The organism is Arthrobacter sp. NPDC093128, assembly GCF_040683875.1.
In the GTDB taxonomy this organism is placed as follows: domain Bacteria; phylum Actinomycetota; class Actinomycetes; order Actinomycetales; family Micrococcaceae; genus Arthrobacter.
This window is the reverse complement of sequence record NZ_JBFBEY010000001.1, coordinates 311,865-336,336: the sequence shown is the minus strand read 5'-3', so window position 1 is coordinate 336,336 and position 24,472 is coordinate 311,865. Positions and strand designations below refer to the sequence as shown.

Genomic DNA, 24,472 nt, shown 5'->3' with positions numbered 1-24,472 from the left:
GATGCTCAACCTCCCTGTACCGCTGTAACGAGTTCGACGTCGTCGCCCTCGGCGAGCGCCGTGACGTACCACTGGCTGCGCGGCACTACCTCGGAGTTCCTCGCAACCGCCACTCCCAGTTTCTGGCCGTCGGCAGCCTGCCCGTTGGGGGCGAGGTTCCTGCCGGTGACCTGGCTGATGAGGGTGGTGACGGACGCGCCGTCGTCGACCGCGTGGACCGTGCCGTTCAGTTTGATGTTCATGCTGTTTCCTTGTTCGGGTCAATTGTGACTGTGGTTGCGGACGGTGCCGGAAACCGGGAGAACCGGTCGGGCCGGAACGGCGTCCAGCGCGGGTCGGCGTTGCCGTCCATCAGCTGCCTGCAGATGGCAGCCGCCGCGGGCGTCAGCAGGACGCCGTGACGGAAGAATCCGGTGGCAATGATCAGCCCCTCAATGTCCCGGCCGGTGCGGGCGTCCGCGACCCGCCCCAGCAGCGGCGCGTTGTCCGGCGTTCCCGGACGGGCCCTCGCGGTGGCTTCCAGGAGCTCCAGTTCAGCGACGGCCGGCACCAGCACCTGCGCGTCGCGCAGCAGCTGGTAGACGCCGCCGGCGGAAACGGCGGCCTCGGCAGGTGCCGCCGGTTCAGTGCCGGTGCCTTCAACGTCAGCAGCGGCGAGGGCGTCTTCACGCTGAGTCGCCCCGATCACCACCGTTCCGTCCTGCCGGGGAACGATATAGACGGGGATTCCGTGGACCATGCCGCGGACCGTTGATGTCACCAGCGGCTGCAGGTATGCGGGCACACGCAGGCGCAGGATGTCGCCGTACACCGGGCGGAGCGGCAGCCTCAGGCCTGGGGGCAGCCCGCCGAGGGCCGCAGACCCCAGCCCGTTGGCAACGATGGTCTCCCCGGCGTGCACGGTGCCTCCCCCGGCCAGGCTGACCCCGCTGACCTGCCCGTCCTCCCGGAGCAGGCCGGCGGCCCGCTCATGCACGGCGGAACCTGCCAGGGACTCCGCAATCAGGGCGAGGAGCCGGCGGGGGTCCACCTGGTGGTCGGCCGGAATGTCGAAGGCGCAGGAGATCCCGGGGCTCAGCAGCGGTTCGCGGGCCCGTGCTTCCCTGACTGTAAGAGGTTCCACTGTGAGGCCGCTTGCCTGCTGGACTCCCCGCAGGTCGGCGAGCGCCCTGCGGTCGGCGGCGTCGGCCCCTACGGCGAGGGTCGACGTCGTGAGGTAGCCGGTGCCGGGGGCTCCGGCGCCGGTATCCTCCGCCTCGAGGCCTGCGGCGAAGGCGGGCCACAGCCCCGAGGAGTGGAGCATGAGTTCCAGGAGCTGTTCCTCCTGGTAGTGGAGTTCGCTCACTGGCGCCAGCATGCCGGCGGCGGCCCAACTGGCGCCAGTCCCCGGTGCGTCGTCGATGAGCACCACGGACCTGCCGGACTGCCGGGCTTCCCACGCGATGCCGTGGCCGATGACCCCTCCGCCTATGACGGCGACGTCGGCGCTGATTTCCCGGGCGCGCGCGGCGGGGCGGCCTGCTGCGGGTTGCGGGTTCATTGTCATCCTTCCCTACGCCGGTACTAACCGGATCAGGTCAAGCGGTCGGCTCTGACGCCCTCTCAGCCCTGCAGCTTTGTGACAGCTGCAGCGGGCTCCCGCGGTACCACCCCAGTTTAGAGGAACTAGGCTGGTGCCATGACCGAGCACGCCGTCCTCACCAGCGCCCGCCTGTACCTCTGCACCGATGCCCGCACCGAGCGGGGCGATTTCGAAGACTTCGTCGATGCCGCCTATGCCGGCGGCGTTGACATCATCCAGCTCCGGGACAAGAACCTGGAGGCCGCCGAAGAGCTCGAGCTGCTTGAAGTGCTGGAGGCTGCGGCCCGCCGCCACGGCCGGCTCTGGTCGGTCAACGACCGCGCCGACATCGCTTCGCTCGCCGCTGCCCCGGTTCTCCACATCGGGCAGAAGGACCTTCCCCTGGCTTCGGCCCGGAAATTCCTCGGCGATGACGCCGTGATCGGCCTGTCAACCCACAGCCCGGAACAGATCGACGCCGCCATCGCCGCGTCTGCCGGTCCCGGCGGACTGGACTACTTCTGCGTGGGGCCGGTGTGGGCCACTCCCACCAAGCCGGGCCGGGCCGCCGTCGGCCTCGACCTGGTCCGCTACGCGGCCGGCGCCAGCGGCAAAACATCAGGCAAAACAGCTGACAGCGCGGTTGAAGGGACCGCTGGCGGTTCCCCGCAGCCGTGGTTCGCCATCGGCGGCATTGACCTGGGCAACGTTGAACAAGTGGTGGCTGCCGGAGCGCAGCGCATCGTAGTGGTCCGCGCCATTACCGAGGCCGACGACCCGGCCGCAGCGGCCAAGTCGCTGTTGGCGGCACTCGACGCCGGCCAGCAGTACAGCTAGCCGGTCAGGCCGAGTTGCGTCATACGCCGTGAATGGTTCCGCGCCAGGCCGGAGATCAGCCCGCTGACCAGCTCTTTCGCCGCGGCGTTGTCCTCGCCGCCGATCAGGCTTGCCAGGAAGGCGTGCTCGTAACTGACGCGCTGTGCCTGGGTCAATGCTTCGCCCAGCAGCCGCCTGCCCCAGAGCGCAAGTCTCGACGCGAGCCTGGGGTCATCGGCCAGGGCGCTTTTGAGCCGTTCGCGGAGGACCTCGGTCGTCTCTTCGGAGTCCTGGATCTGTTCGATGAGTTCGCGCGTGGCGGCATCCACATACTGCGAGATGGCCCGGTAAAAGTCGGCTGAGACCGTGTCGATGACGTACGCCTTCATCAGAGATTCGAACCAGTCCGCCGGTCGTGTCCGCGAGTGGAAGTAGTCCACGGCAGCCTGGAACGGCAGCATGGCGTCCTCGGCGTCGATGTTCATACTGGCCAGCCGGGAGCTCACCAGCTCGTAGTGCCGGAACTCCACCACGGCAATCCTGCCAAGCACGGCACGGTCGTGGAGGGTGGGCGAATACCGCGCGTCCGCAGAGAATCTCTCGAAGGCAGACAGCTCCCCGTAGGCCATCATTCCGAACAGGTCCGCGACGAAGCGGTTGTAACGAGCGGTGTCAGCCGGGGATGAGCTCATCAGTCAAGACTAATGGCGCAAATCGAGCTAACCTGATTTTCGTGTCACATCATCGCCTGTCTCCAAGTGTCCACGAGCAGACCAACCGTCTGGCCGAGGCGCTGCACGCGCTCCGGACGGAGTTGGAGCTTCCCGGCCCCTTCCCTGATGATGCCCTTCAGGATGCGCTTGCGGCCATTGCAGAGCACAAGATGCCTGACTTCGACCTCACGGACGTGGAATTCGTGACCATCGATCCCCCTTCCTCGACGGACCTGGACCAGGCCCTGTTCATTGAACGGTCCGGCGGTGGCTACAAGGTCCTCTATGCCATCGCCGATGTGCCATCCTTCGTGCAGCCAGGCGGGGCACTCGACGCAGAAACCCGCCGCCGCGGGCAGACCTTCTACGCCCCCGACGGGCGGATCCCGCTCCATCCGGAAATCATCAGCGAGAGTGCCGGCAGCCTGCTGGCCGGCCAATTGTGCTCCGCGTTCGTCTGGGAGTTCGAGCTGGATCAGGCGGCGCATGTGCAGTCCGTGCTGGTGCGCCGGGCCAGGATCCGGAGCCGGGCCAAACTCAGTTATAGGGACGTCCAGGAGGACCTCGATTCGGGCGGGGCCGGCCCGGTCCTGCAGCTCCTCAAGGAGGTGGGGCTCAAACGCGTGGAACTGGAGAGGCTGCGCGGCGGCGCCAGCCTGAACATGCCGGACCAGGAAATCCAGCAACTGCCCGACGGCGGCTACCGCATCGTCGCGGCGCCGTCCCTCCCCGTGGAGGACTGGAACGCCCAGATTTCCCTGATGACCGGCGTGGCCGCCGCGGACCTGATGCTCGAAGGCAAGGTGGGCATCCTGCGTACCATGCCGGCGCCGGACGAGCGTTCCCTCCTGCATTTCAAGCGGCAAACGCACGCACTGGGGAAGCCCTGGGACGGCCAGGCCAGCTACGGCGAGTACCTCCGGTCCCTGGATCCCACCGACCCGCGGCAACTGGCCATCATGCACTCTGCCGGCATGCTGTTCCGGGGCGCAGGCTACACACCCTTTGACGGCACGGTTCCGGAGGATGCCATCCAGTCGGCCATCGGGGCGGCGTACGCGCACACCACGGCCCCGCTGCGCCGGCTGATCGACCGTTTTGTCCTGGTGATCTGTGAAGCGCTGAGCAACCGCACGGCTGTTCCCGGCTGGGCCCGGGAGGCACTCCCCTCCCTGCCGGAGATCATGGCCGCCTCGGATCAGATGGCAGCGCGGATGGAACGCCTGGCCCTCGACACGGTGGAGGCGGCCCTGCTCATCAACCACGTCGGGCAGGAGTTCGACGCGGTGGTCATCTCGGGGTCGAAACCGGGCAAGCCGAACGGCAACGGCGGCAACGGGAACGGCAACGGACCGTCGGGCATCATCCAGATCGCCGACCCCGCAGTGACGGCCAGGTGCCCCGGCGAGCTCGAATCCGGCACCACGGTGCGGGTCAGGCTCCTCTCTTCGGACATCGCCACGCGGGAGATCAAGCTGGAGCTGGTGGACTGACTTGCGCGGCGTGCACGGGGCGTCAGTCGGGGATGGTTGCGCTGAACAGCTAGACTGAAAGGGTAGTAATGGATGCCCGGTCGTTGATTTCATTGATTTTCGAATTCAACAAGCCCGCCCCTACGCGATCTTGAGTTCCACCCGTTGGTCCCCAGTGCCAGCATTTAGATAGCCCGCGATCGGCTTCCACTGGATTTGCTTGCGCGCCCGAGCGTGCTCCGGAACGGCCTTTCAGCCGGCCCCGTTGAGCAGGCAGCGCCAATGCCCAAATGAATAAGGAAACTCCCCTGTGAGCGAACTGCACACGCACCAACTTCTGATCGACGACTCCGGAATAGAGTCGATCGAGCCGGAAGAGACCATCATCTCGGACGAAAAACCTCATGAGATCGAGGAGAAGTCCTTCGCCGACTTCAACGTCCGCGCCGACATCGTGGAATCCCTGGCCGACGCCGGGATCACCCACCCCTTCCCGATCCAGGCGATGACCCTGCCGGTGGCCCTTGCCGGCCACGACATCATCGGCCAGGCCAAGACCGGCACAGGCAAGACCCTGGGCTTCGGCATCCCCGCGCTGCAGCGAATCGTGGGCCGCGACGACCCCGGCTTCGACAAGCTGGCAGTCCCGGGCGCACCGCAGGCACTCGTGATTGTGCCAACCCGTGAACTGGCCGTCCAGGTGGCCAAGGACCTGGAGAACGCCGCCAAGAAGCGCAACGCCCGCGTCGCCACGATTTACGGCGGCCGCGCCTATGAGCCCCAGGTGGATGCCCTGCAGAAGGGCGTCGAGGTTGTTGTCGGTACGCCCGGCCGCCTGATCGACCTGTACAAGCAGAAGCACCTGAGCCTGAAGAACGTCAAGATCGTCATCCTCGACGAGGCCGACGAAATGCTGGACCTCGGTTTCCTGCCCGATGTCGAGACGCTGATCGCCGGAACACCGGCCGTCCGCCAGACCCTGCTGTTCTCCGCAACGATGCCCGGCCCGGTCATCGCCATGGCCCGGCGCTACATGACCCAGCCCACGCACATCCGTGCGGCCGACCCGGACGACGAGGGCCTCACGAAGCGGGACATCCGCCAGCTCATCTACCGCGCGCACAGCATGGACAAGATCGAGGTCGTATCGCGCATCCTGCAGGCCCGCGGCCGCGGACGGACCATCATCTTCACCAAGACCAAGCGCACCGCCGCCAAGGTGTCCGAGGAACTGGTGGATCGCGGCTTCGCTGCGGCCGCCATCCACGGCGACCTCGGCCAGGGTGCCCGCGAGCAGGCCCTCCGGGCCTTCCGCAACAACAAGGTTGATGTCCTGGTGGCCACGGACGTCGCGGCCCGCGGCATCGACGTGGACGACGTGACGCACGTGATCAACTACCAGTGCGTCGAAGACGAGAAGATCTACCTGCACCGCGTTGGGCGCACCGGACGCGCCGGCAACAAGGGCACAGCCGTCACGTTCGTTGACTGGGACGACATGCCGCGCTGGGGCCTGATCAACAAGGCCCTCGGCCTGAGCGTGCCCGAGCCCGTGGAAACCTACTCCTCCTCGCCGCACCTGTTCGAAGAGCTGGACATCCCCGAAGGCACCAAGGGCCGGCTGCCCCGCGACAAGCGGGTGCTGGCCGGTGTCGATGCCGAGGTCCTGGAGGATCTGGGCGAGACCGGCAAGAAGCCCGGGCGCGGCGGCGCTAGGGACAGCGGCCGCGACAACGCAAAGGACGGCGCCCGCGGAGCCGGACGGGACAGCGGACGCACAGGCGGACGCGATACCCGCCGCAGCGGCAGCGAGGCCGGCGGACGCTCAGGGGACCGCCGTCGTCGTACTTCCGACAGCAGCACCGCAGCCGCTCCGGCAGCCGAGGCAGCACCCGCGGTCGCGTCGGCTTCCGCGCCGGCCGAGGTGGACCGCGCCACCCGCGCCCGCCGCCGCACGCGCACCCGCCGCCGCAACGGCGAAGTGGTGGCCGGCGGAAACGCAGCGCAGGACGGCGCGCAACGTGGCAACACCGAGGCCTAAACCCCTCAATGACTGACACCGTCTGGGCGCCGGACGGCAGCAACCTGGTGGTACACGCGGACAACGCGGAGTACCTGCCAACGCTGCCGGACGGCGCCTTCACACTCATTTACGTCGACCCGCCCTTTAACACGGGCCGCTCCCAGCGCCGCCAGCAGACAACCATGGTGCGCAACGCGGACGGCGACGGCGACCGCGTGGGCTTCAAGGGCCGCTCCTACGACACGATCAAGGGCGCCCTGCACAGCTACGACGACGCGTTCAGCGACTACTGGTCCTTCCTGGAACCAAGGCTCGTGGAAGCCTGGCGGCTGCTCGCCGACGACGGCACCCTGTACCTCCACTTGGACTACCGGGAAGTGCACTACGCCAAGGTGATGCTGGATGCCATCTTTGGCCGCGAGTGCTTCCTGAACGAAATCATCTGGGCCTACGATTACGGCGCCCGCGCCAAGTTCCGCTGGCCCACCAAGCACGACAATATCCTCGTGTACGTCAAGAACCCGGCCAAGTACCACTTCGACAGCGCCGAAGTGGACCGCGAGCCGTACATGGCCCCCGGCCTGGTGACTCCCGAAAAGAGGGAACTGGGCAAGCTGCCCACGGACGTCTGGTGGCACACCATCGTCTCCCCCACCGGCAAGGAGAAGACCGGCTACCCGACGCAGAAGCCCGAGGGCCTGATCCGCCGCGTGGTGGCCGCCTCAAGCCGCCCGGGTGACTGGTGCCTGGACTTCTTCGCCGGATCCGGCACGCTCGGAGCCGTCGCCGCCAAGCTTGGCCGGAAATTCGTGTGCGTGGACCAGAACCAGCCGGCCATCGACGTCATGGCGGGCCGCCTCGCCACGCACGCGACATTCACGTCGTTCCCGCCCAACTAGGTAGCAGCAGGTGTCGTTTTGGCCGCCCAAAACGACACCTGCTGCTACGTGCTTAGGGTAAGGACCCGAAGAGTTCACGGACGCACGACGGCGGTGCCGGTCGCCTGCTCTTCGATCCTCGCCAGGACATCCGGGGTGGTCAGGTTCTCGCCCAGCAGGTTCGGCTTGCCCGTCCCGTGGTAGTCCGAGGATCCCGTCACCAGCAGGCCGTGCTCCTCGGCCAGCGCACGCAGGTAAGCCCGTCCGTCTTCAGGGTTGTCGCGGTGTTCGACCTCCAGGCCTGCCAGGCCGGCGTCGATCATTTCCAGGTAGGTCCGCCTGCCCACCACACGGCCGCGCGCGGACGCCACCGGGTGGGCGAACACCGGCACGCCGCCCGCCGCCCGGACAAGTGCCACGGCCACGGCCGGATCCGGAGCATAGTGCTGAACGAAGTACCGGGAATGGGACGTCAGGATGGACGCGAAGGCCTCGGTCCGGTCCGCCACCACGCCTGCCGCCACCAGGGCGTCGGCAATATGCGGCCGGCCCAGCGTTGCGCCCGGTGCCACGTGGTGGATGACATCGTCCCAGCTCAGCGGGTAGTCCTCGGCAAGGAGCGTGACCATGCGTTCAGCCCGGGTGAGCCGCGCGTCCTTGGCCTTGGTGATCTCCTCCAGCAGGCCCGGGTGTGCGGGGTCGTGGAGGTAGCTGAGGAGGTGGACGCTGATGCCCTCATCGGTCCGGCAGGAAATCTCCATGCCCGGCACGAGGGCGACGCCTTCCGCGCGGGCCGCCAGGGAGGCCTCGGCCCAGCCGTCGGTGGAATCGTGGTCGGTCAGTGCCACCACGTCAAGGCCTGCCGCCGCCGCGGCTGCCATCACCGTTGCGGGCGCCTCCGTGCCGTCGGAAACATTCGAGTGGGCATGCAGATCAATCCTCACTTGCCCAGCCTAATAGATGGGTGCCTCAGTCATCCTCCGGGTAACTGAATTACGCCGAGCTGCTGCATGAGGGCCAGATCGTCCCTGCTGGACCAGTGCTCTACGATCCGCCCCTGCTCTATCCGGTGCACGGCCACGGCGGCCTCGCGCAACTTGGCACCTGTGGCGGGCAGGGGCCCCGGGAGCTCGGCCTCGTGGGTTCCGTACGCCGTCAGCCGGGTTACCACCTTGTCGCCCTCGGCGATTTGGTCCTCGATTTCGTGCCGTCCGGGAGTCGCTGTCCAGAAAATCCGGAAGGCCGCCTTCAAGCCCTCCCGCCCACCCGGCATGCCTGGAAACGGGGGGTTGTGGTCAAGATAATCCTCCGCAACCAACTCGTCCATCGCGTCGATGTTTCCGGCGTCGATTTCTTCGTAGAAGCGTCTGATAAGCGCCTTATTGTCGTCCGTTTCCATGGCCGTCTTTCCGGTTGTTCACGGGCGCCCGTCCCATTAGCGGACAATTCCCCGTGGGTGCACATCGTAGACCCAAACACGGCCACACGGGAGACCACCCGTTAAGGCCCGTACCCACGGTCTGGAGTGACCGTTCCCACCGTTGGCCTAAGCCGCTCCGCTGGTGAGACTATGGGACGGTGAACGATGCAGATAACGCCTACAACGGCGAAATTACCTCAAACCAGCCCCTCGAAGAGCGCGTCAACAACCGCTCGCAGCGGCCCAGTTCCGACGCCTTCAAGGCCTTTATGGCCAGCAATTGGGCGCCGTCGGCAGAAGAGCTCCCCGATCGGGACGCCGTCGCCGACCACGCCGCCAAACGACGTCGCACCATTTCAGGCCTGTTCAAAGGCGAACGCCTGGTGGTCCCCGCGGGGCCGCTGAAGGTCCGCTCCAACGACTGCGACTACCGCTTCCGCCCCCACTCCGGATTCGCGCACCTGACCGGCCTGGGCCTGGACCACGAGCCGGACGCCGTGCTCATCCTGGAACCAGTGGAAGAAGGAAAGGGCGACGACGGCGGGAACCACCGCGCCACGCTCTACTTCCGTCCCCTGGCCGGCCGGGACACCGAGCAGTTCTACGCCGACTCCCGCTCCGGCGAATTCTGGATCGGTCCGCGGCCCAGGCTCGCGGAATTCGAACGGAGGCTGGGGCTCGCCACGGCGCACATCGACGAACTTGAACTCGCCATCACCAAGAATGTGGGCGCCCCCGAAATCGGCGGCATCTCCGTCCGGCTGGTGCGCAAGGTGGACGAAAACATCGACGCCCTCGTGGACACTGCCCGGTACAACACGGCCAAGGACCCGGACAACCTGGACCTGGGCGTGCTCGACGCCCTCGACGAGAAACTCACGGAAGCCCTCTCCGAGCTCCGCCTGCTTAAGGACCAGTGGGAGGTCGAGCAGATGCAGATCGCCGTGGCTGCCACGGTGGAAGGGTTCACCGAAGTGGTCAAGGCCCTTCCGCGCGCCCTGACGCACCAGCGCGGCGAACGCGTGGTCGAAGGCGCGTTCTTCGCCCGTGCCCGGGAAGAAGGCAACGAGCTGGGGTATGACACCATCGCGGCCTCCGGCAACAACGCCACGGTGCTGCACTGGACCCGGAACACGGGTAAGGTCAACGCCGGTGAACTGCTGCTGCTGGACGCGGGCGTTGAAGCTGATTCCCTGTACACCGCCGACGTCACCCGTACGCTGCCGGCCAACGGGACCTTCACCGACGTCCAGCGGAAGGTCTACGAAGCTGTCCTGGACGCTGCGGACGCCGGCTTCGCCGCGGCCCTGCCGGGCACCAAGTTCCGGGACATCCACACGGCCGCCACCACCGTCCTGGCTGAGCGCCTGGCCGAATGGGGCCTGCTGCCGGTGTCCGTCGAGGAGGCCATCAGCCCCGAGGGCCAGCAGCACCGACGCTGGATGCCCCACGGCACCAGCCACCACCTGGGCCTCGACGTGCACGACTGCGCCCAGGCCAAGCGCGAGCTCTACCTGGACGGTGTCCTCACGCCTGGCATGGTGTTCACGATCGAGCCCGGTCTGTACTTCAAGAACGAAGACCTCGCGATTCCCGCGGAGTACCGCGGCATCGGCGTGCGGATCGAGGACGACATCCTGATGACTGCAGACGGTCCGGTCAACCTCAGTGCGGCCCTCCCCCGCAAGGCCGACGACGTCGAGTCCTGGATGGCGGGCATCTACCAGGAAACCGACCAGCAGCAGCCCTAAGGCCTACGCAAATGGCCTCCGCCCGGATCTTGTCCGGACGGAGGCCATATGTGTCCCCGGGCTACTTCTGCGTGTCGCCCTCGGACGGCCCCTGCTTGGGGCTTTCCTCCTGTTTGGGCGCATCGGTTACGCGGACACCGTACTGCGGCCTGCCGTCGGGCAGGTCCGGGTAACGGACGGGGGGCGTGGGAGCCGCGCGGTGTTGGGGGTGTTCCTCGGCAGCAGCCTGCGGTCCGGCACCCGGGGCTCCGGCTGCGTGGGCGCCGGTGGACGGCTGGTTCCCGGTTTCCGGCGTCCTCTGGCCGTAGGGATCGTTCCAGCCGGCGGGCCGCTGGGGCCCTGTTCCCTGCTGCGGCCCATGCTGTTGTCCGGGCTGCTGGAACGGCTGGTTCTGGTTGTCCCGCTGGCCGTACGCTGCGGCCCCGGTGGACGCATCCGAAGTGGTCATGGGCAGCTGCTGCAGCATGCGCCGCGCCTCATGGGAAGCCTCAAAGGCCACCACGACGTCGTAGTTGGTGGCCACCACCTGGCTGGTTGAGGTGAAGTCGCGCTTCCCGCGCTGCATTGCGTAGGTCACGATGCCAAAGAGCATAAAGAACGCCGCACCCATGAGCACCGAGGTCACAATCGAGAAGTAGCCGCCGGTGGGCGAGAAGAATGACAGCATGACGCCCACGAACAAGCCAAACCACATACCGCTTAGTGCGCCCGACAACGCCACCCGGGGGTAGCTCAGGCGGCCGGTGACGCGCTCCACCATCTTCAGGTCGTTACCCACGATGGACACCAGCTGGACTGGAAACTGCTGGTCCGCAAGGTAATCCACCGCCTTTTGGGCATCCAGGTAGGAGGTATACGAACCGACGGTGTCCCCGGACGGAACCGTGCGGAATTCGTCCGGCCCGTTTGGGACACCGGCCTTGGGAGCACCAAAAATGTTTGACATACATCCATTCTTGCCCATCCGGCTGTACGCAGGCTGAAATTCAGCTAAAAGAGAGCAGACTCGGTAGCCTGTACACGTGAGCACAAATCTTTCGCGGGTGTTTGTTGCGCGCCTTCTCGGACTGGATGTCTTCGACCCCCTGGGCGACCGGCTCGGCAGGCTGCGCGATGTTGTCGTGCTCTCCCGCGGAACCCGTGGCGCCCCACACGTGGTGGGCATCGTGGTGGAAGTACCCGGCAAGAAGCGCGTCTTCGTGCCGATGACCCGAATCACCTCGATCGACCAGACCCAGATCATCTGCACGGGCCTGGTCAATCTGCGCCGTTTCGAACAGCGCGGCGCGGAAACCCTCGTGGTGGCTGAGATGTTCGACCGCCGCGTGACCCTCGCCGACGGCAGCGGCGACGCCACCATCGAGGACATCGCCATGGACCGGCACCGTTCCGGCGACTGGTTCGTCAGCAAGCTGTTCGTGCGCCGCGGACACTCCCTCTCGCCGCTGAGCCGGCTCCGCCGCAACGAGACCATGATCATCGACTGGGCCGACGCGCAGCAGGGTGCCAGGACGGAGCCCCAGGCCGCCACCCAGTTCGTCGCGACACACGAGGGCCTGAAACCGGCCGACTTCGCCGAAGCCCTCCAGGAGATGAGCGACAAGCGCCGCTTCGAGGTGGCCAGCGAACTCCAGGACGAACGGCTCGCCGACGTCCTTCAGGAGATGCCCGAAGGCGACCAGGTGGAGATCCTCTCCGCCCTCGACGTTAACCGCGCCGCCGACGTCCTTGAAGAGATGGACCCGGACGACGCCGCTGACCTCCTTGCCGAACTTCCCTCGGCCCAGGCGGAGGAACTGTTGCAGCTGATGGAGCCCGAAGGTGCCGAGGATGTCCGGCGCCTCCTCGAGTACGACGAGGACACCGCCGGCGGCCTCATGACGCCTGTTCCGGTGATCCTCCCGCCCGAGGCCACCGTGGCCGAGGCCCTGGCCCACGTCCGCCGCGAGGAACTCTCGCCGGCCCTGGCGTCGTCGATCTTCATTGCCCGGCCCCCGCTGGAGACGCCCACCGGACGGTTCCTGGGTGTGGTCCACATCCAGCAGCTCCTGCGCTTTCCTCCGCCCGAACCACTGGGCAACCTCGTGGACAAGACCCTCGAACCTGTCTCCGACCAGGCACACATCAGCGAGGTGGCACGGACCCTGGCCACCTACAACCTGAACTCACTTCCTGTGGTCAACGCCGACGGACGCCTTGTGGGGGCGGTGACCGTTGATGACGTGCTGGATCACCTGTTGCCCGATGACTGGCGCGCCCACGAGGACGACGCCCCGATAAGGAAGCTTGGAGGCCGCATTGGCTGAGAACACCTCCGCACGAAGCTCCAACACCAGGCCGGGCAGCAAGGCCGCGGGCAAAGGCAGCCTCGACACGCCCCTGAGCGGACGCCAGCGCATTCTTCCCAAGTTCTCGCCCAATCCCGATGCGTTCGGCCATGCCACGGAAGGCTTTGCCCGTTTTATGGGCACGCCGACCTTCCTGGTCTACATGACGATCTTCTGCGTCTTCTGGCTGGTCTGGAACACCTTCGCGCCCGAGGAATGGCAGTTCGACTCGCAGGCCCTGGGCTACACGCTGCTGACCCTGATGCTGTCCCTCCAGGCTTCCTATGCGGCCCCGCTGCTGCTGCTCGCACAGAACCGCCAGGACGACCGCGACCGTGTGTCCCTCCAGCAGGACCGGCAGCGCGCCGAACGCAACCTCTCCGACACCGAGTACCTCACCAGGGAGCTGGCCTCCCTCCGCATCGCGCTCCGCGAGGTCGCCACCCGCGACTACGTCCGCGCGGAGCTCCGCAGCCTCCTCGAGGACATGCTGGAGGCGCAGGAGGAACTCCGCACCCATGATCCGTCCGGCGCCGGCAGCCACGAGTCGCCCAAGGACAAAGTCAAAGAGAAGCTGAAGGAACGCCGCGACAAGCAGCGCAATCCGCGCACCCAGCAGATCCCCAAGGTCAAGCCGGACAAGCCCGGTTATCCCGCGCACCTCAATTCCCCCGAAAGCTGAGCACTGACTGCATGAGCACCCCCCTGGCCCAGGCAGTGGACGCTGCACTGGCCACTGTCATCGACCCCGAACTGCGGCGCCCCATCACCGAACTAGGCATGGTGGAGTCCGTGGAAATCGCCGACGACGGCCTGGTCCGGCTCGTGGTGCTGCTCACCATCGCCGGCTGTCCGCTGCGCGGCACCATCACCGCGGACTCCGAGGCGGCGCTGTCGGCCGTGCCGGGCGTAACGGGCGTCGACGTCGAGCTGAAGGTCATGACGCAGGAGCAGCGCGATGCACTGAAGGAGCAGCTTCGCGGACCTGGAGGACAGCGGGGAATCCCGTTCAACCAGCCCGGCTCCCTCACGAAGGTGTTCGCGGTGGCCAGCGGCAAAGGCGGGGTGGGCAAGTCCTCGGTCACGGTGAACCTCGCCTGCGCCATGGCCGCCCAGGGCCTGCGCGTCGGCATTATCGACGCTGACGTGTACGGATTCTCCGTGCCGGCACTGATGGGCATCGACCAGTCCCCCACCCGCGTGGACGACATGATCCTGCCGCCGGTCGCTTACGGGGTGAAGGTCATTTCCATCGGAATGTTCGTCAAGGGCAATCAGCCGGTGGCCTGGCGCGGGCCCATGCTGCACCGTGCCCTGGAGCAGTTCCTCACCGACGTCTACTTCGGCGACCTGGACGCCCTGTTCCTGGACCTGCCTCCGGGAACCGGGGACATCGCCATCTCCGTGGCACAGCTGCTTCCGAAGGCCGAGATCCTGGTGGTGACCACCCCGCAGACGGCGGCCGCTGACGTCGCCGAACGTGCCGGCGCCATTGCCACCCAGACGGGGCAGTCCGTTGCGGGCATCGTGGAGAACATGTCCTACCTTGAAATGCCCGACGGCGGCAGGATGGAACTGTTCGGCAGCGGCGGCGGGACTGTCCTCGCCGAGCGGCTGAGCGCGACCGTGGGCGCGGAGGTCCCGCTGCTGGGCCAGATTCCCCTGGACATCCTGCTGCGCGAGGGCGGCGACGCGGGCGAACCGATTGTGCTCGGCCGGCCGGAGACTCCGGCGGCGAAGGCACTGACGGGGATTGCGGGGATGCTGGCGGCAAGGCCCCGCGGTTTGACGGGGATGAAACTGGGCCTCCAACCGCGGTGATTGTTGCGCGCGTGACTGGGGCAGTCCAAATCCCGGCTTAGGTGGCCTCGGAGTCGAAGGGAGCCCGCTCGCCGTCGGCCAGCCGCTCGATGACGCGTGCCGGACGTTCTTCGGCGTAGGACGCGGCGGAGGCTGCGGCTACTGCCGCAACCGCTGCGGGGGCACCGGCGCTGACGGGCTTGGTGTCGTCGTCGAGCAGCGCTTCCTTGATGATCCGGCGGGGATCGTACTGGCGCGGGTCGTATTTCTTCCAGTCAACATCGTCGATGTCGATGCCGACTTCGTCCTTGATCTGTTCCCGCGCGCCGGATGCCATCCGGCGGACTTCCTTCACCAGGTTCGCCAGTTTCTGGGTGTATTCGGGCAGCCGGCTGGGGCCGATCACCAGGACGCCGATGATCAGCAGAAGGAGAAACTCCGGGCCGTTGATTCCAAACACTTTAGGAAGATTACCCTCTCCGGCAGTCTGGTGACGATTCGGACGCGGACCGCAGGGCGCACGCTACGAAGGACGGACGGCTCACGGTGTAAAAAGCTCCATGATGCGCCCCAGTCCGCGCTGCAGCCGCGCAGGCAGTGCCTCGGGCGCGGCCGCGGCAACCTGGTCCGTTCCGGGACCGGCCGGTCCGCGGTCAAGGCTGGGCGCGGCCGTCGCGGAGACCGAGCCGATCAGCTCCGCAACCCCGTCGTCGGCCGCCTCCGCGGGGAGATCCGAGATATAGGTGAACGTCACATCGGAGGCCTGATAGATGGCCTTCCACGGGGCGGATGCGTTGATCCACAACAGCCCGCCGGCAGGCACGCCGCTTTCCGGCGCGGGCACGAACCCGTCTTCGGCGGCAGGACGGCCCGTCAGGATGTTCGTGGGAGAGGAGGCCGCTGCCGCAGACGGCAAACCATCCGCCGGGCGGACCTGCGGGTGCTGTTCCAACACGGTGGCGAAGTGCTTGCCGTCCGTTAGCCTCAGCTCCAGGACGCCCTGCCCTGAGACGGCTTCACGCCGCGCCCAGAGCACGTGGAACCCCATTGCCTGGAGCTCCGGGCAGGACCATCCCCGCGCCCGGAGGCTTTGGAGTTCCGCGGACGTCAGCATGCCTGCCGTCCCCAGCGGCGCGACACTTCCCGAACCGGCACTACCTGAGCCGGTGTCGGGGGAAACGTCGTCCGGGGAAACAGAGCCGGGAGAAGCGGCACCACCGGGCGGGATGACGCCATCCGACGACTGAAGCCCGAAAGTGGCCGCCTGCTGCTGGAACGACTCTGCGGAAACACCTGCTGCCACGGGCCTGGGGTCGCCGGCCAGGAAGTAGGCGGCCCCGGCGACCACGCCTGCCGCCGCCACGGCTCCGCCTGCTGCGAGGCCCAGCACCTTTACGGCCGGCGAGGCAGGAACGGGCGGCCGCGCAGCCGGGGAAGCAGACGCCATGGCGAGGTGCTGCGTCCGGGCCAGCAGCCTGGCCGTCAGGTCGTCGCTGGCGGCAGGGATCGCCGCGCGCCGCATGCGCTCAAGGTATTGGCGTTCACGCCACAGAAGGGACGCGCATTCGGGGCACGATTCCATGTGTTTCGCGCTGCGTCCGCGCTTGCCCCATGGCAGGAATCCGCGCGAACAGTTGCCTCCAAGGCCACGCAGCAGGTTTCTCAGCTGACCCATGGAGCCGATCAGAGGATGCCGGCGATGCGCGGCATCTTGAGCCGCGGCTTGAGGGACTGCCTGGTCCGGGGATCACGGTGGGCCAGCTTCTCCCGGAGCATCGTGCGGCCGCGGTGGATGCGGGACCTCACGGTTCCGAGTTTGACACCCAGGGCCTCGGCGACCTCGTCGTAGGACAGGCCCTCCAGATCACAGAGGACGACGGCGGCGCGGAAGTCCGGCGGCAGTTCCTCCAGGGCGGCCTGCACGTCAAGGTCCAGGTTGTTGAATTCGAAGCTCTGTTCCGGGCCGGGTTCGCGGCCGGGCAACCGGGATTCGGCGTCGTCAGCGAGGGCATCAAAACGGATGCGGCTCTTGCGCCGGGCCTGGTCCAGGAAGAGGTTGGTGGTGATCCTGTGGAGCCAGCCGTCCAGCGTGCCGGGCTTGAAGTTCTCCAGTGACCGGAAGACGCGGACGAACACCTCTTGGGTGAGGTCCTCGGCGTCGTACTTGTTGCCGGTCAGGCGGTAGGCAAGCCGGTAGACCTTGGCGGAGTGGTTTGTAACCACTTCTTCCCATGTTGGCCTGACCCACTCGGCTTCCGGCTGTGCGACTGGATCTTCAATTGCCGGGACAGGTGCCACAACTGATGCTGACATCGTCCACTCCCCTCGTGGATGGTACAAACGCCTGGGCGGTTCTGGCACCAGTCGGACTGACACCAGTGCTTCGGCGCCGATCACCTCCTGGATGAGCGGATAACCATCATTTCAAAGTTGGCTGGGAATTTCCTGACTTTCGCCGGGCTTCAGCCTTGGGCGGAAACAAACGCGCCCCGGGATGTGAATCGTGGTCCCGATCACATCCGCGGCTAGCCACAGCCTGCCGCGCCGTCACCTCCGGTGCGGGCACCGCCGGACACAGTACGCTGTTAGAAACAATCCCCCCTGCCGCCCAGAAAGCGAATCCTCATGAGCGCCGATAAGTCCACGAGCTGGTCCTATGCAGAAGATCTGCCTGCCGAGGATGAAGTCCTGTTGCATGCTCGCGAACGCTCCTTTGAGCTCGGTGTGACTCCGGTGGGACCGGGGGTTGGAGCGGTCCTGACGGTACTGGCGGCGGCCTCCAAGGCGCAGACGGCCGTGGAAATCGGCACCGGGGCGGGCGTGTCCGGCGTCTGCCTGCTTCGCGGGCTCGGCCCCCAGGCGGTGCTGACCACCATCGACGTCGACGTGGAACATCTGCGGGCTGCGAGGGAGGCCTTCCAGGAAGCGGGAAGCCCCGCCAACCGTACCCGCACCATTTCCGGCCGGGCCGGAGACGTCCTGCCGCGCCTGACGGACAGCGCCTATGACCTGGTGTTCATCGACGCGGACAAGCCGAACATTCCGGGGTACGTGGAGCAGGCTATCCGGCTGCTGAAGTCCGGCGGTCTCCTGATCATCAACGACGCACTGGACAAGGACCGGGTGGCCAACCCGGCAGCCCGGGATTCCACCACCGCGGTTCTTCGCCAGGTGGGCAAGTCAATCCGCGACGACGATCGCCTGGCCTCGGCCATGCTCCCCACCGGCGACGGACTCCTAGTAGCGGTCAAGAAATAAGGAAGGGCCCGCAGCCTTTGAACTTCCGGCTGCGGGCCCTTCCCCACCAAAACTATTCGGTAACGCCGACGAGGCATTCCTTTAGGTTTGCCGCCTCTGCTGCGTTAAGTTCGACCACAAGCCGCCCCCCGCCTTCGAGCGGCACACGCATGATCAAGCTGCGGCCCTCTTTGGTTACTTCCATAGGGCCGTCGCCGGTGCGTGGTTTCATAGCCGCCATGAGGAAAATCCCCTCCAATAGTCCCAGGACCTACCAGCCCGGGCGGGCTGTGGCCGCGTCGTCAAACAAGCCGCCTTGGCGGCCTAGCAGCGGCCGCCATGGCTGAACAGTTCTGAATGCAATGGTCAATGCAATTTGTTCATGCTTAACCCCTATTATCCTGTAATTACCCACCTGTAGCTAATTGATGGACTTTCTTCATCGCTTGGAAAATTGTGGCCGCCGTCATAGCGGCCGTTCGGCTCACGGCGGATAGTCTCCCCCGCCGGGCAGCTGCGCCCAGGCCCACAGCCACACGATCCAGACGATCTGGAGCAGCACGAACATGGTGACCACCGCCCCGCGGTAGGCCCGCGAACGGGACAGCAGGGCCGCACTCAGCGCCAGCGGAAACAGCGGCAACAGCATCCGGAACGTGCTGGTCTGGGGGTGCAGGAACACCAGCAGGTACCCCATGTAGCAGACGCACCAGAGCCGCAGTTCGGCCCCGAGCGCCACCACCGGCGGGGACGTCATCAGAAGCCCGAAGAGGGCCACAAACACAAACGGCGCAAGGATTCCCAGCATTGGGCCAAAAAGCTGGATCCCGGTATCGAACCACGGTTTGAAAGGCACCAGGTCGTGGCCGCGCCAGACGGTTTCGGTCTTGGTATAGGCTGCGGGGTCCCCGGTCACCGCCCATGCGATGGCAGGCCACATCAGGGCGCTGAGTCCGCTGACTGCTGCCAATGCTGCCAGGGAAAGAAGCTCACGTCCGTTGTGGGGCAGCGGGCCGGTGTTGTCCGGGCCGGATCGGGTCCGCTGCCACATGCGGTAGGCGAGCAGCCCTCCGGCCATGGCGGCGAACGGCACCCCCGTTGGCCTGGAGAGACACATCAGCACAACGACAGGCATGGCCCACAGATACCGCCGCTGCATCACGAGCAGCAGGGCCGACGCCAGCAGCAGGAGGTTGAGGGATTCGGCATAAGGCACCTGGAGCACCGCCGCCACGGGGAAGGCGGAAAAGAAGGCCACCGCCCACATCGCCGTGCGGTGGCCGGCCTTCTGCCGGAAGAGGCAGTACACCACCAGGGCTGCGCCCAGCCCCGCCGCCATCGCGATGAAGGTGAGGGCCAGTGCGGGGTCCAGCCCCGTCATGGCCGACAGCGCCCTGCCCAACATCGGGAACAGCGCGTAGAACGCCCAGGCGTTCTCCTGGACGTTGCCGCTTTCGTCCACCGGCAGTTGGCTGGGGTACCCGTTCCGGAGTACTTCGCCGTACCAGCGGGCATCCCAGATGTTGATGAAGTTCCAGTAATCCGGCTTGGCGGGAAACCAGGGATTGACCCCCTGGTGAAGGGCAGCCGCCATGAATATGCAGGCGCTGACAATCCGCGCAGCGGCGTAGACGCAGGCCGCCTGCGCCCACCAAGGCCACGTACCCGAACGGGCGGCAATGGACGCGACACTTCTCCGCACAAGGCCGTTCAGCGCCGGGTAGCTCCCGGGCGCCTCCTGCCCGGCGGAAGTGTCCGGTCGGCTCAAGGCCCGCTCTCCCCAGGCTGCGCCGGTGCATGGAGCTCCGCGCGCAGCCGTTCAATTTCGCGGTCCTTGGCAGCAATCTGATCACGGAGTTCGTCCAGCACCTGGTCAACCTGGTCCATGCGGTAACCCCGGAGCCCAAGGGCAAAACGGACCCGGTCGACGTCGGCGGGCAGGGCTTCAGCGGGAAGAAGCACCGGAGGCAGCGAGGCGACAGGTTCGTCGAATCCGTCCAAAAGCGCGGAGCTGCCGCGCCGCCGACGCCGAAAAAGACCCGACGCGAAATCGGCTCCGAAGAAAAGTGCGGCACCGATCAGCGCGATGGCAAGGAAAATCAGGAAGAAACTCACAGGATCCATCGTGCCAGACGTCGGCGCAGCCGCTATTCAGGGCGCTGGTTGCCGTTCGGCCCGCCGTTGCTGCTGCTGGTTCCCGGCGCCGGACGGATTGCGCCATGGATGACGAGGTCCACCGCATGCGCAGGCTCGTCAACGACCTGAATGAGCCCAAGGTCCTTCTCGGAAATCATGCCGTCTTCCACCAGCGTGCCCCTGATCCACTCGAGCATCGGTCCCCAGAAGGCGGTGCCCAGCAGCACGATGGGGAAAGAGGTGACCTTGCGGGTCTGCACCAGCACCATGGCCTCGAAGAGTTCGTCCAGGGTTCCCAGCCCGCCCGGCAGCACAATGAACCCCTGCGCATATTTCACGAACATGGTCTTGCGCGCAAAGAAGTAGCGGAAGTTGATGCCTAGGTCCACCCACTGGTTGAGGCCCTGCTCGAACGGCAGCTCGATGCCGAGCCCCACAGACACTCCGTTGCCCTGGACGGCACCCTTGTTCGCGGCCTCCATCGAGCCCGGCCCGCCGCCGGTAATAACGGCAACCCCGGCCTCAGCGAGTTTGCGGCCCACCTCGACGCCCAGCTCGTAGTAGGCGGAGCCGGGCTTGGTGCGGGCGGAGCCGAAAACGCTGACGGCCGGCCCGAGGTCGGCGAGGGCCCCGAAACCTTCCACGAACTCGCTCTGGATCCTGAGCACCCGCCACGGATCAGTGTGGACAAACTGACCTGGCCCCTTGGTATCCAGCAGGTGCTGGTCCGACATCTCCACGGCCGCCTGTTTACGGCGAAGCTCCAGCGGACCCTTGTGACGGGCGGCAATGGGAGGTACTGGAGTGGGAGAAGACTGCGGATCGGTACTCATCCACCAAGGCTAGCGCGCTTCTCCAAGCCCGTCTGTCCGGCAGGTCCGAACCCATGGCAGCCAGCCGTCAAGCCGCTGACCAGCAGGTATCTCTTGAATTACGATCTGTAGGAACTTGGAGTGATTACCGTCATATCTCGCTAATGTTCGCTAGATTCTCTCTTATGACTACTCAAGTGCCCGGCGATGCTCTCGTCTCCCTGAAAGCCGTGAATAAGCACTACGGCCAGCTGCACGTACTCAAGGACATCAACCTGAACGTCCGCAAGGGCGAAGTTGTTGTGGTCATCGGACCGTCAGGTTCCGGTAAGTCCACACTCTGCCGGGCCATCAACCGCCTGGAAACCATCGATGACGGCAAGATCGCCATCGACGGCAAGGAACTCCCGGAGGAAGGCAAGGAACTCGCCAAGCTGCGCGCCGACGTCGGAATGGTCTTCCAGTCCTTCAACCTCTTCGCGCACAAGACCATCCTGGAGAACGTCACCCTGGGCCCGATCAAGGTCAAGGGTGTGCCCAAGGCGCAGGCCGATAAGGATGCCATGGCCCTCCTGGAACGCGTCGGCGTCGGACACCAGGCCCCCAAGCTTCCGGCGCAGCTCTCCGGCGGCCAGCAGCAGCGTGTGGCGATCGCCCGGGCGCTGGCCATGAAGCCGAAGGTCATGCTCTTTGACGAGCCCACCTCGGCCCTTGACCCGGAAATGATCAACGAAGTCCTTGACGTCATGATCCAGTTGGCCAAGGAAGGGATGACCATGATCGTGGTCACCCATGAGATGGGCTTCGCCCGCAAAGCCGCCGACCGCGTGGTGTTCATGGCCGACGGCCAGATCGTCGAGGACGCGACGCCTGAGGAATTCTTCACGAACCCGCAGAGCAACCGTGCCAAGGACTTCCTCTCCAAGCTCCTCACTCACTGATTCCCCGGGATCGCTCCCACTCAGTTCGCACCCAGGCCACCACAGTGGCCGCCCAATGAAAGGTAATGTCATGAAGGCATTTTTGACACGACGGAAGTCCTTTGTGGTTGCAGCCTCAGCAGCCCTCGCCCTGACACTTAGCGCTTGCGGCGGCAGCGGCACCGGCACCACCAGCGACCCCACCGTCGCCCAGAAGCCCACCTTCGCAGCCGGCAGCACCATGGAAAAGCTCGCCTCCGCGGGATCCATCAAAATCGGCACGAAGTACGACCAGCCGCTGTTCGGCCAGGTTGGCCTGGACGGCAAACCGATCGGCTTTGACGTCGAAATAGGCAAGCTGATTGCCGCCAAGCTGGGGATCGCAGCGGACAAGATCGAGTGGTCGGAGACCGTCTCGGCCAACCGCGAACCGTTCATCGAACAGGGCAAGGTGGATCTGGTTATCGCCACGTACACCATTAACGACAAACGCAAGCAGGTCGTCAGCTTCGCCGGGCCCTATTACGAGGCCGGCCAGGCTTTGATGGTCAACAAGGACAACGACTCCATCAAGAAGCCCGAAGACGTCAAGGGCAAGAAGGTCTGCTCCGTGACCGGTTCCACCCCCGCAGCCACCATCGTGGAAAAGTACGGAGCAGAACTCGTTCCCGCCGCTACGTACTCCGCCTGCCTCGAGCCGCTGCGCAACAAGCAGGTCGAAGCCGTGACCACGGACAACGTGATCCTCGCCGGTTTCGTGGACAAGGAACCTGACGCCTTCAAGCTGGCCTCGGACGAAACCTTCACCAAGGAGCCCTACGGCATCGGCCTGAAGAAGGACGACACCGTGTTCCGCAACTGGATCAACGACCAGCTGGAGGAGTTCGGCAAGGACGGGTCCTACAAGAAGGCCTGGGAAGCAACCGCCGGCTCCGTCATCAAGACTGCCCCGGAACTTCCGGCCATCAACCGTTACTAGGTAGCAACGGCGGCTTCCGGGGGAATTCGTTGCACGCATTTCCGCGGAAGCCGCCACCCTGCTTTTTGACCCCCTATGCCTAGAGCCGAAGGATCCCATGGAAGTCATCATTGAAAACCTCCCTCTTTATTGGGAAGGCCTTCTCCGCACCCTTTTCCTGTCCGTCGTCTCCGGGATCATCGCCCTCATCCTCGGAACACTGCTGGCAGCAGCCCGTGTCTCCCCCGTTGCGGCCCTTCGGGGATTCAGCACCGTCTACGTGGAAATCCTCCGGAATACCCCACTGACGATTGCCTTCTTTTTTGCGGCTATCGTCCTGCCCCGCCTCGGCGTGACATTCCAGCAGTTCGAGGTTGCAGCGATCATCGCCCTCAGCGCCTACACAGCGGCCTTCATCGCCGAAGCAGTCCGCTCAGGCGTTAACAGCGTCCCTCTTGGCCAGGCGGAGGCCGCCCGCAGTATCGGCATGAATTTCGGCCAGGTCCTGAACCTCATCATCCTTCCGCAGGCGCTGCGGACCGTTATCCCGCCATTGATCAACATCCTGATCGCCCTCGTCAAGAACTCCTCCGTCGCCGGCGCGTTCTTTGTACTGGAACTGTTCGGCTACGGCCGCCAAATGGCCAACGCCAACGGTGACCAGGTCATGGCAGTACTGCTGGGCGTTGCGTTCTTCTATCTGCTCCTCACCATTCCGCTGGGCATCGTTGCCAGCACGGTGGAACGAAAGGTGGCGATTGCCCGATGACTTCAGTCCTCTACGACGTTCCCGGCCCCAAAGCGCGCCGGGTCTCACTGATCGGTTCCGTGGTTGGAACCGTGCTGATCCTGGGCCTCCTGGCATGGATCGTCATGACTCTCGCCCAGCAGGGCATTTTTGAAGGCCGCCGCTGGGCCATCTTCACCCGGGGCGACGTCTGGATGCTGCTTGGAAATGGCCTCGGCGCCACGCTAACCGCCGCCGCCCTAGCCGCAGTGATCGCGTTCCCCCTCGGCCTGATGTTCTGCCTGCTGCGCATCTCGCTGATCGCCTGGATCCGGGTTCCGGCCCGCGTGGTCCTGGAATTCCTCCGCGGCATGCCGGTTGTCCTGATGATGCTTTTCGTTCTGCTGGTATTCGGGACGAGTTCCTTCGTCGCGGTGGTGACGGGGCTTGTCCTCTACAACACCGCTATCTTCGCGGAGATCATCCGGGCCGGCATCCAATCACTGCCGAAGGGACAGCGGGAGGCCGGCCTGACCATCGGCCTGACCAGTTTCCAGTCCCGGATGCTCGTCGAACTGCCGCAGGCTGTCCGCCGCATGATGCCGTCGCTGGTTGCCCAACTGGTGGTGCTCCTGAAGGACACCTCGCTGGGCTACATCGTGGCGTACGGCGAACTTCTGCGCGCGGTGCAGGTGATGGCGGACTTCCTGGGTAACGCGTTCCTGTTCCCCATCTTCTTTGTGGCTGCCGCCATCTACATTGTGATCAACATCTGCGTTTCCCGGCTCGCAATCTGGATCGAACGGCGCGGCTCCAACAAAACCGCCGGTGGCGTGGCCAAGGCGCCAACCGCCGTCGTTGCACCGGAACTGCCGGAAGTACGGGAACCCAAATAGCAGCATCCACCAGACAAGCAAGAGG

At 65.8% G+C, this 24,472-nt stretch carries 26 protein-coding genes and 1 riboswitch; of the genes, 13 read left to right on the top strand and 13 right to left on the bottom strand.

Annotated features, from left to right (window positions below):
* Positions 1 to 5: 5 nt before the first annotated feature.
* The gene (gene thiS, locus AB0N24_RS01635) at positions 6 to 242 is read right to left on the bottom strand and encodes a sulfur carrier protein ThiS (protein ID WP_104172186.1); all 237 of its coding nucleotides are present in this window, start codon (positions 240 to 242) and stop codon (positions 6 to 8) included.
* Positions 239 to 1,546 (bottom strand): glycine oxidase ThiO, encoded by a 1,308-nt coding sequence (gene thiO, locus AB0N24_RS01630; RefSeq protein ID WP_364119508.1) that lies wholly within the window; start codon positions 1,544 to 1,546, stop codon positions 239 to 241. Before thiO ends, thiS begins: the two co-directional genes overlap by 4 nt.
* Positions 1,533 to 1,652, bottom strand: a riboswitch (TPP riboswitch). Its footprint overlaps the gene before it by 14 nt.
* Before the next feature lie 26 nt (positions 1,653 to 1,678).
* On the opposite strand from thiO, the gene thiE reads away from it, so the two are divergent.
* Entirely contained in the window at positions 1,679 to 2,398 is a 720-nt protein-coding gene (gene thiE / locus AB0N24_RS01625) for a thiamine phosphate synthase (RefSeq protein WP_364119505.1), read from the top strand.
* On the opposite strand, the gene AB0N24_RS01620 is transcribed toward thiE, so the two are convergent.
* A complete protein-coding gene (locus tag AB0N24_RS01620; RefSeq protein ID WP_364119502.1) occupies positions 2,395 to 3,069 on the bottom strand; it encodes a ferritin-like domain-containing protein in 675 nt (224 codons plus the stop codon). The two genes, thiE and AB0N24_RS01620, sit on opposite strands and share 4 nt — an antisense overlap.
* 41 nt (positions 3,070 to 3,110) lie before the next feature.
* Between AB0N24_RS01620 and AB0N24_RS01615 the strand changes: the two genes are divergently transcribed.
* The 3 genes from AB0N24_RS01615 to AB0N24_RS01605 all read left to right on the top strand — a co-directional run bounded on the left by AB0N24_RS01615 (position 3,111) and on the right by AB0N24_RS01605 (position 7,484).
* A complete protein-coding gene (locus tag AB0N24_RS01615) occupies positions 3,111 to 4,583 on the top strand; it encodes an RNB domain-containing ribonuclease (protein ID WP_364119499.1) in 1,473 nt (490 codons plus the stop codon).
* A 289-nt stretch (positions 4,584 to 4,872) separates the two neighbouring features.
* Positions 4,873 to 6,603: a DEAD/DEAH box helicase gene (locus AB0N24_RS01610; protein ID WP_364119496.1), complete on the top strand. Its 1,731-nt coding sequence runs from the start codon at positions 4,873 to 4,875 to the stop codon at positions 6,601 to 6,603.
* 8 nt (positions 6,604 to 6,611) lie between these two features.
* Positions 6,612 to 7,484 (top strand): site-specific DNA-methyltransferase, encoded by an 873-nt coding sequence (locus tag AB0N24_RS01605; protein ID WP_364119493.1) that lies wholly within the window; start codon positions 6,612 to 6,614, stop codon positions 7,482 to 7,484.
* Between the two features lie 74 nt (positions 7,485 to 7,558).
* Here the strand turns inward: AB0N24_RS01605 and AB0N24_RS01600 are convergent, their stop codons facing one another.
* Both AB0N24_RS01600 and AB0N24_RS01595 read right to left on the bottom strand, forming a co-directional pair.
* A complete protein-coding gene (locus AB0N24_RS01600; protein ID WP_364119491.1) occupies positions 7,559 to 8,407 on the bottom strand; it encodes a PHP domain-containing protein in 849 nt (282 codons plus the stop codon).
* Positions 8,408 to 8,436: 29 nt separating this feature from the next.
* Complete coding sequence (locus AB0N24_RS01595) at positions 8,437 to 8,862, bottom strand: ester cyclase (protein ID WP_364119488.1); 426 nt, start codon at positions 8,860 to 8,862, stop codon at positions 8,437 to 8,439.
* Between the two features lie 179 nt (positions 8,863 to 9,041).
* Between AB0N24_RS01595 and AB0N24_RS01590 the strand changes: the two genes are divergently transcribed.
* Positions 9,042 to 10,634: an aminopeptidase P family protein gene (locus AB0N24_RS01590; protein ID WP_364119485.1), complete on the top strand. Its 1,593-nt coding sequence runs from the start codon at positions 9,042 to 9,044 to the stop codon at positions 10,632 to 10,634.
* A gap of 61 nt (positions 10,635 to 10,695) precedes the next feature.
* Here the strand turns inward: AB0N24_RS01590 and AB0N24_RS01585 are convergent, their stop codons facing one another.
* The gene (locus AB0N24_RS01585) at positions 10,696 to 11,580 is read right to left on the bottom strand and encodes a general stress protein (RefSeq protein ID WP_364119483.1); all 885 of its coding nucleotides are present in this window, start codon (positions 11,578 to 11,580) and stop codon (positions 10,696 to 10,698) included.
* Positions 11,581 to 11,656: 76 nt separating this feature from the next.
* Here AB0N24_RS01585 and AB0N24_RS01580 point away from each other — a divergent pair, with 76 nt between their 5' ends.
* The 3 genes from AB0N24_RS01580 to AB0N24_RS01570 are packed head-to-tail and all read left to right on the top strand — an operon-like array spanning position 11,657 to position 14,782.
* Positions 11,657 to 12,940 (top strand): CBS domain-containing protein, encoded by a 1,284-nt coding sequence (locus AB0N24_RS01580; RefSeq protein WP_364119480.1) that lies wholly within the window; start codon positions 11,657 to 11,659, stop codon positions 12,938 to 12,940.
* Entirely contained in the window at positions 12,921 to 13,643 is a 723-nt protein-coding gene (locus AB0N24_RS01575) for a DUF1003 domain-containing protein (RefSeq protein WP_104172175.1), read from the top strand. Before AB0N24_RS01580 ends, AB0N24_RS01575 begins: the two co-directional genes overlap by 20 nt.
* Positions 13,644 to 13,654: 11 nt before the next feature.
* Complete coding sequence (locus AB0N24_RS01570) at positions 13,655 to 14,782, top strand: Mrp/NBP35 family ATP-binding protein (protein ID WP_364119477.1); 1,128 nt, start codon at positions 13,655 to 13,657, stop codon at positions 14,780 to 14,782.
* Positions 14,783 to 14,819: 37 nt separating this feature from the next.
* Here the strand turns inward: AB0N24_RS01570 and AB0N24_RS01565 are convergent, their stop codons facing one another.
* The 3 genes from AB0N24_RS01565 to sigE all read right to left on the bottom strand — a co-directional run bounded on the left by AB0N24_RS01565 (position 14,820) and on the right by sigE (position 17,074).
* Complete coding sequence (locus AB0N24_RS01565) at positions 14,820 to 15,221, bottom strand: Sec-independent protein translocase TatB (RefSeq protein WP_104172173.1); 402 nt, start codon at positions 15,219 to 15,221, stop codon at positions 14,820 to 14,822.
* A gap of 81 nt (positions 15,222 to 15,302) precedes the next feature.
* A complete protein-coding gene (locus tag AB0N24_RS01560; protein WP_364119473.1) occupies positions 15,303 to 16,436 on the bottom strand; it encodes an anti-sigma factor in 1,134 nt (377 codons plus the stop codon).
* 8 nt (positions 16,437 to 16,444) lie between these two features.
* Entirely contained in the window at positions 16,445 to 17,074 is a 630-nt protein-coding gene (gene sigE, locus AB0N24_RS01555) for an RNA polymerase sigma factor SigE (protein WP_309975721.1), read from the bottom strand.
* Positions 17,075 to 17,386: 312 nt separating this feature from the next.
* Between sigE and AB0N24_RS01550 the strand changes: the two genes are divergently transcribed.
* A complete protein-coding gene (locus tag AB0N24_RS01550; protein WP_104172170.1) occupies positions 17,387 to 18,019 on the top strand; it encodes an O-methyltransferase in 633 nt (210 codons plus the stop codon).
* Between the two features lie 52 nt (positions 18,020 to 18,071).
* Here the strand turns inward: AB0N24_RS01550 and AB0N24_RS01545 are convergent, their stop codons facing one another.
* The 4 genes from AB0N24_RS01545 to AB0N24_RS01530 form a co-directional block, all read right to left on the bottom strand.
* On the bottom strand, positions 18,072 to 18,239 hold the full coding sequence (locus AB0N24_RS01545) for a DUF3117 domain-containing protein (RefSeq protein ID WP_009357720.1): 168 nt from the start codon (positions 18,237 to 18,239) through the stop codon (positions 18,072 to 18,074).
* 243 nt (positions 18,240 to 18,482) lie between these two features.
* Entirely contained in the window at positions 18,483 to 19,712 is a 1,230-nt protein-coding gene (locus AB0N24_RS01540) for a hypothetical protein (RefSeq protein ID WP_364119732.1), read from the bottom strand.
* Between the two features lie 50 nt (positions 19,713 to 19,762).
* Positions 19,763 to 20,122, bottom strand: a complete 360-nt coding sequence (locus AB0N24_RS01535) for a DivIVA domain-containing protein (protein ID WP_364119468.1) — start codon at positions 20,120 to 20,122, stop codon at positions 19,763 to 19,765.
* Positions 20,123 to 20,145: 23 nt separating this feature from the next.
* Positions 20,146 to 20,967 (bottom strand): TIGR00730 family Rossman fold protein, encoded by an 822-nt coding sequence (locus tag AB0N24_RS01530; RefSeq protein ID WP_364119466.1) that lies wholly within the window; start codon positions 20,965 to 20,967, stop codon positions 20,146 to 20,148.
* 164 nt (positions 20,968 to 21,131) lie between these two features.
* Between AB0N24_RS01530 and AB0N24_RS01525 the strand changes: the two genes are divergently transcribed.
* The 4 genes from AB0N24_RS01525 (at position 21,132) to AB0N24_RS01510 (ending at position 24,447) form a co-directional block, all read left to right on the top strand.
* Positions 21,132 to 21,887 (top strand): amino acid ABC transporter ATP-binding protein, encoded by a 756-nt coding sequence (locus AB0N24_RS01525; protein WP_043429919.1) that lies wholly within the window; start codon positions 21,132 to 21,134, stop codon positions 21,885 to 21,887.
* A gap of 70 nt (positions 21,888 to 21,957) precedes the next feature.
* The gene (locus AB0N24_RS01520; RefSeq protein ID WP_364119463.1) at positions 21,958 to 22,845 is read left to right on the top strand and encodes a glutamate ABC transporter substrate-binding protein; all 888 of its coding nucleotides are present in this window, start codon (positions 21,958 to 21,960) and stop codon (positions 22,843 to 22,845) included.
* A 97-nt stretch (positions 22,846 to 22,942) separates the two neighbouring features.
* The gene (locus AB0N24_RS01515; protein ID WP_364119460.1) at positions 22,943 to 23,593 is read left to right on the top strand and encodes an amino acid ABC transporter permease; all 651 of its coding nucleotides are present in this window, start codon (positions 22,943 to 22,945) and stop codon (positions 23,591 to 23,593) included.
* Positions 23,590 to 24,447 (top strand): amino acid ABC transporter permease, encoded by an 858-nt coding sequence (locus tag AB0N24_RS01510; RefSeq protein ID WP_364119457.1) that lies wholly within the window; start codon positions 23,590 to 23,592, stop codon positions 24,445 to 24,447. Before AB0N24_RS01515 ends, AB0N24_RS01510 begins: the two co-directional genes overlap by 4 nt.
* The last annotated feature ends 25 nt before the right edge of the window (positions 24,448 to 24,472 follow it).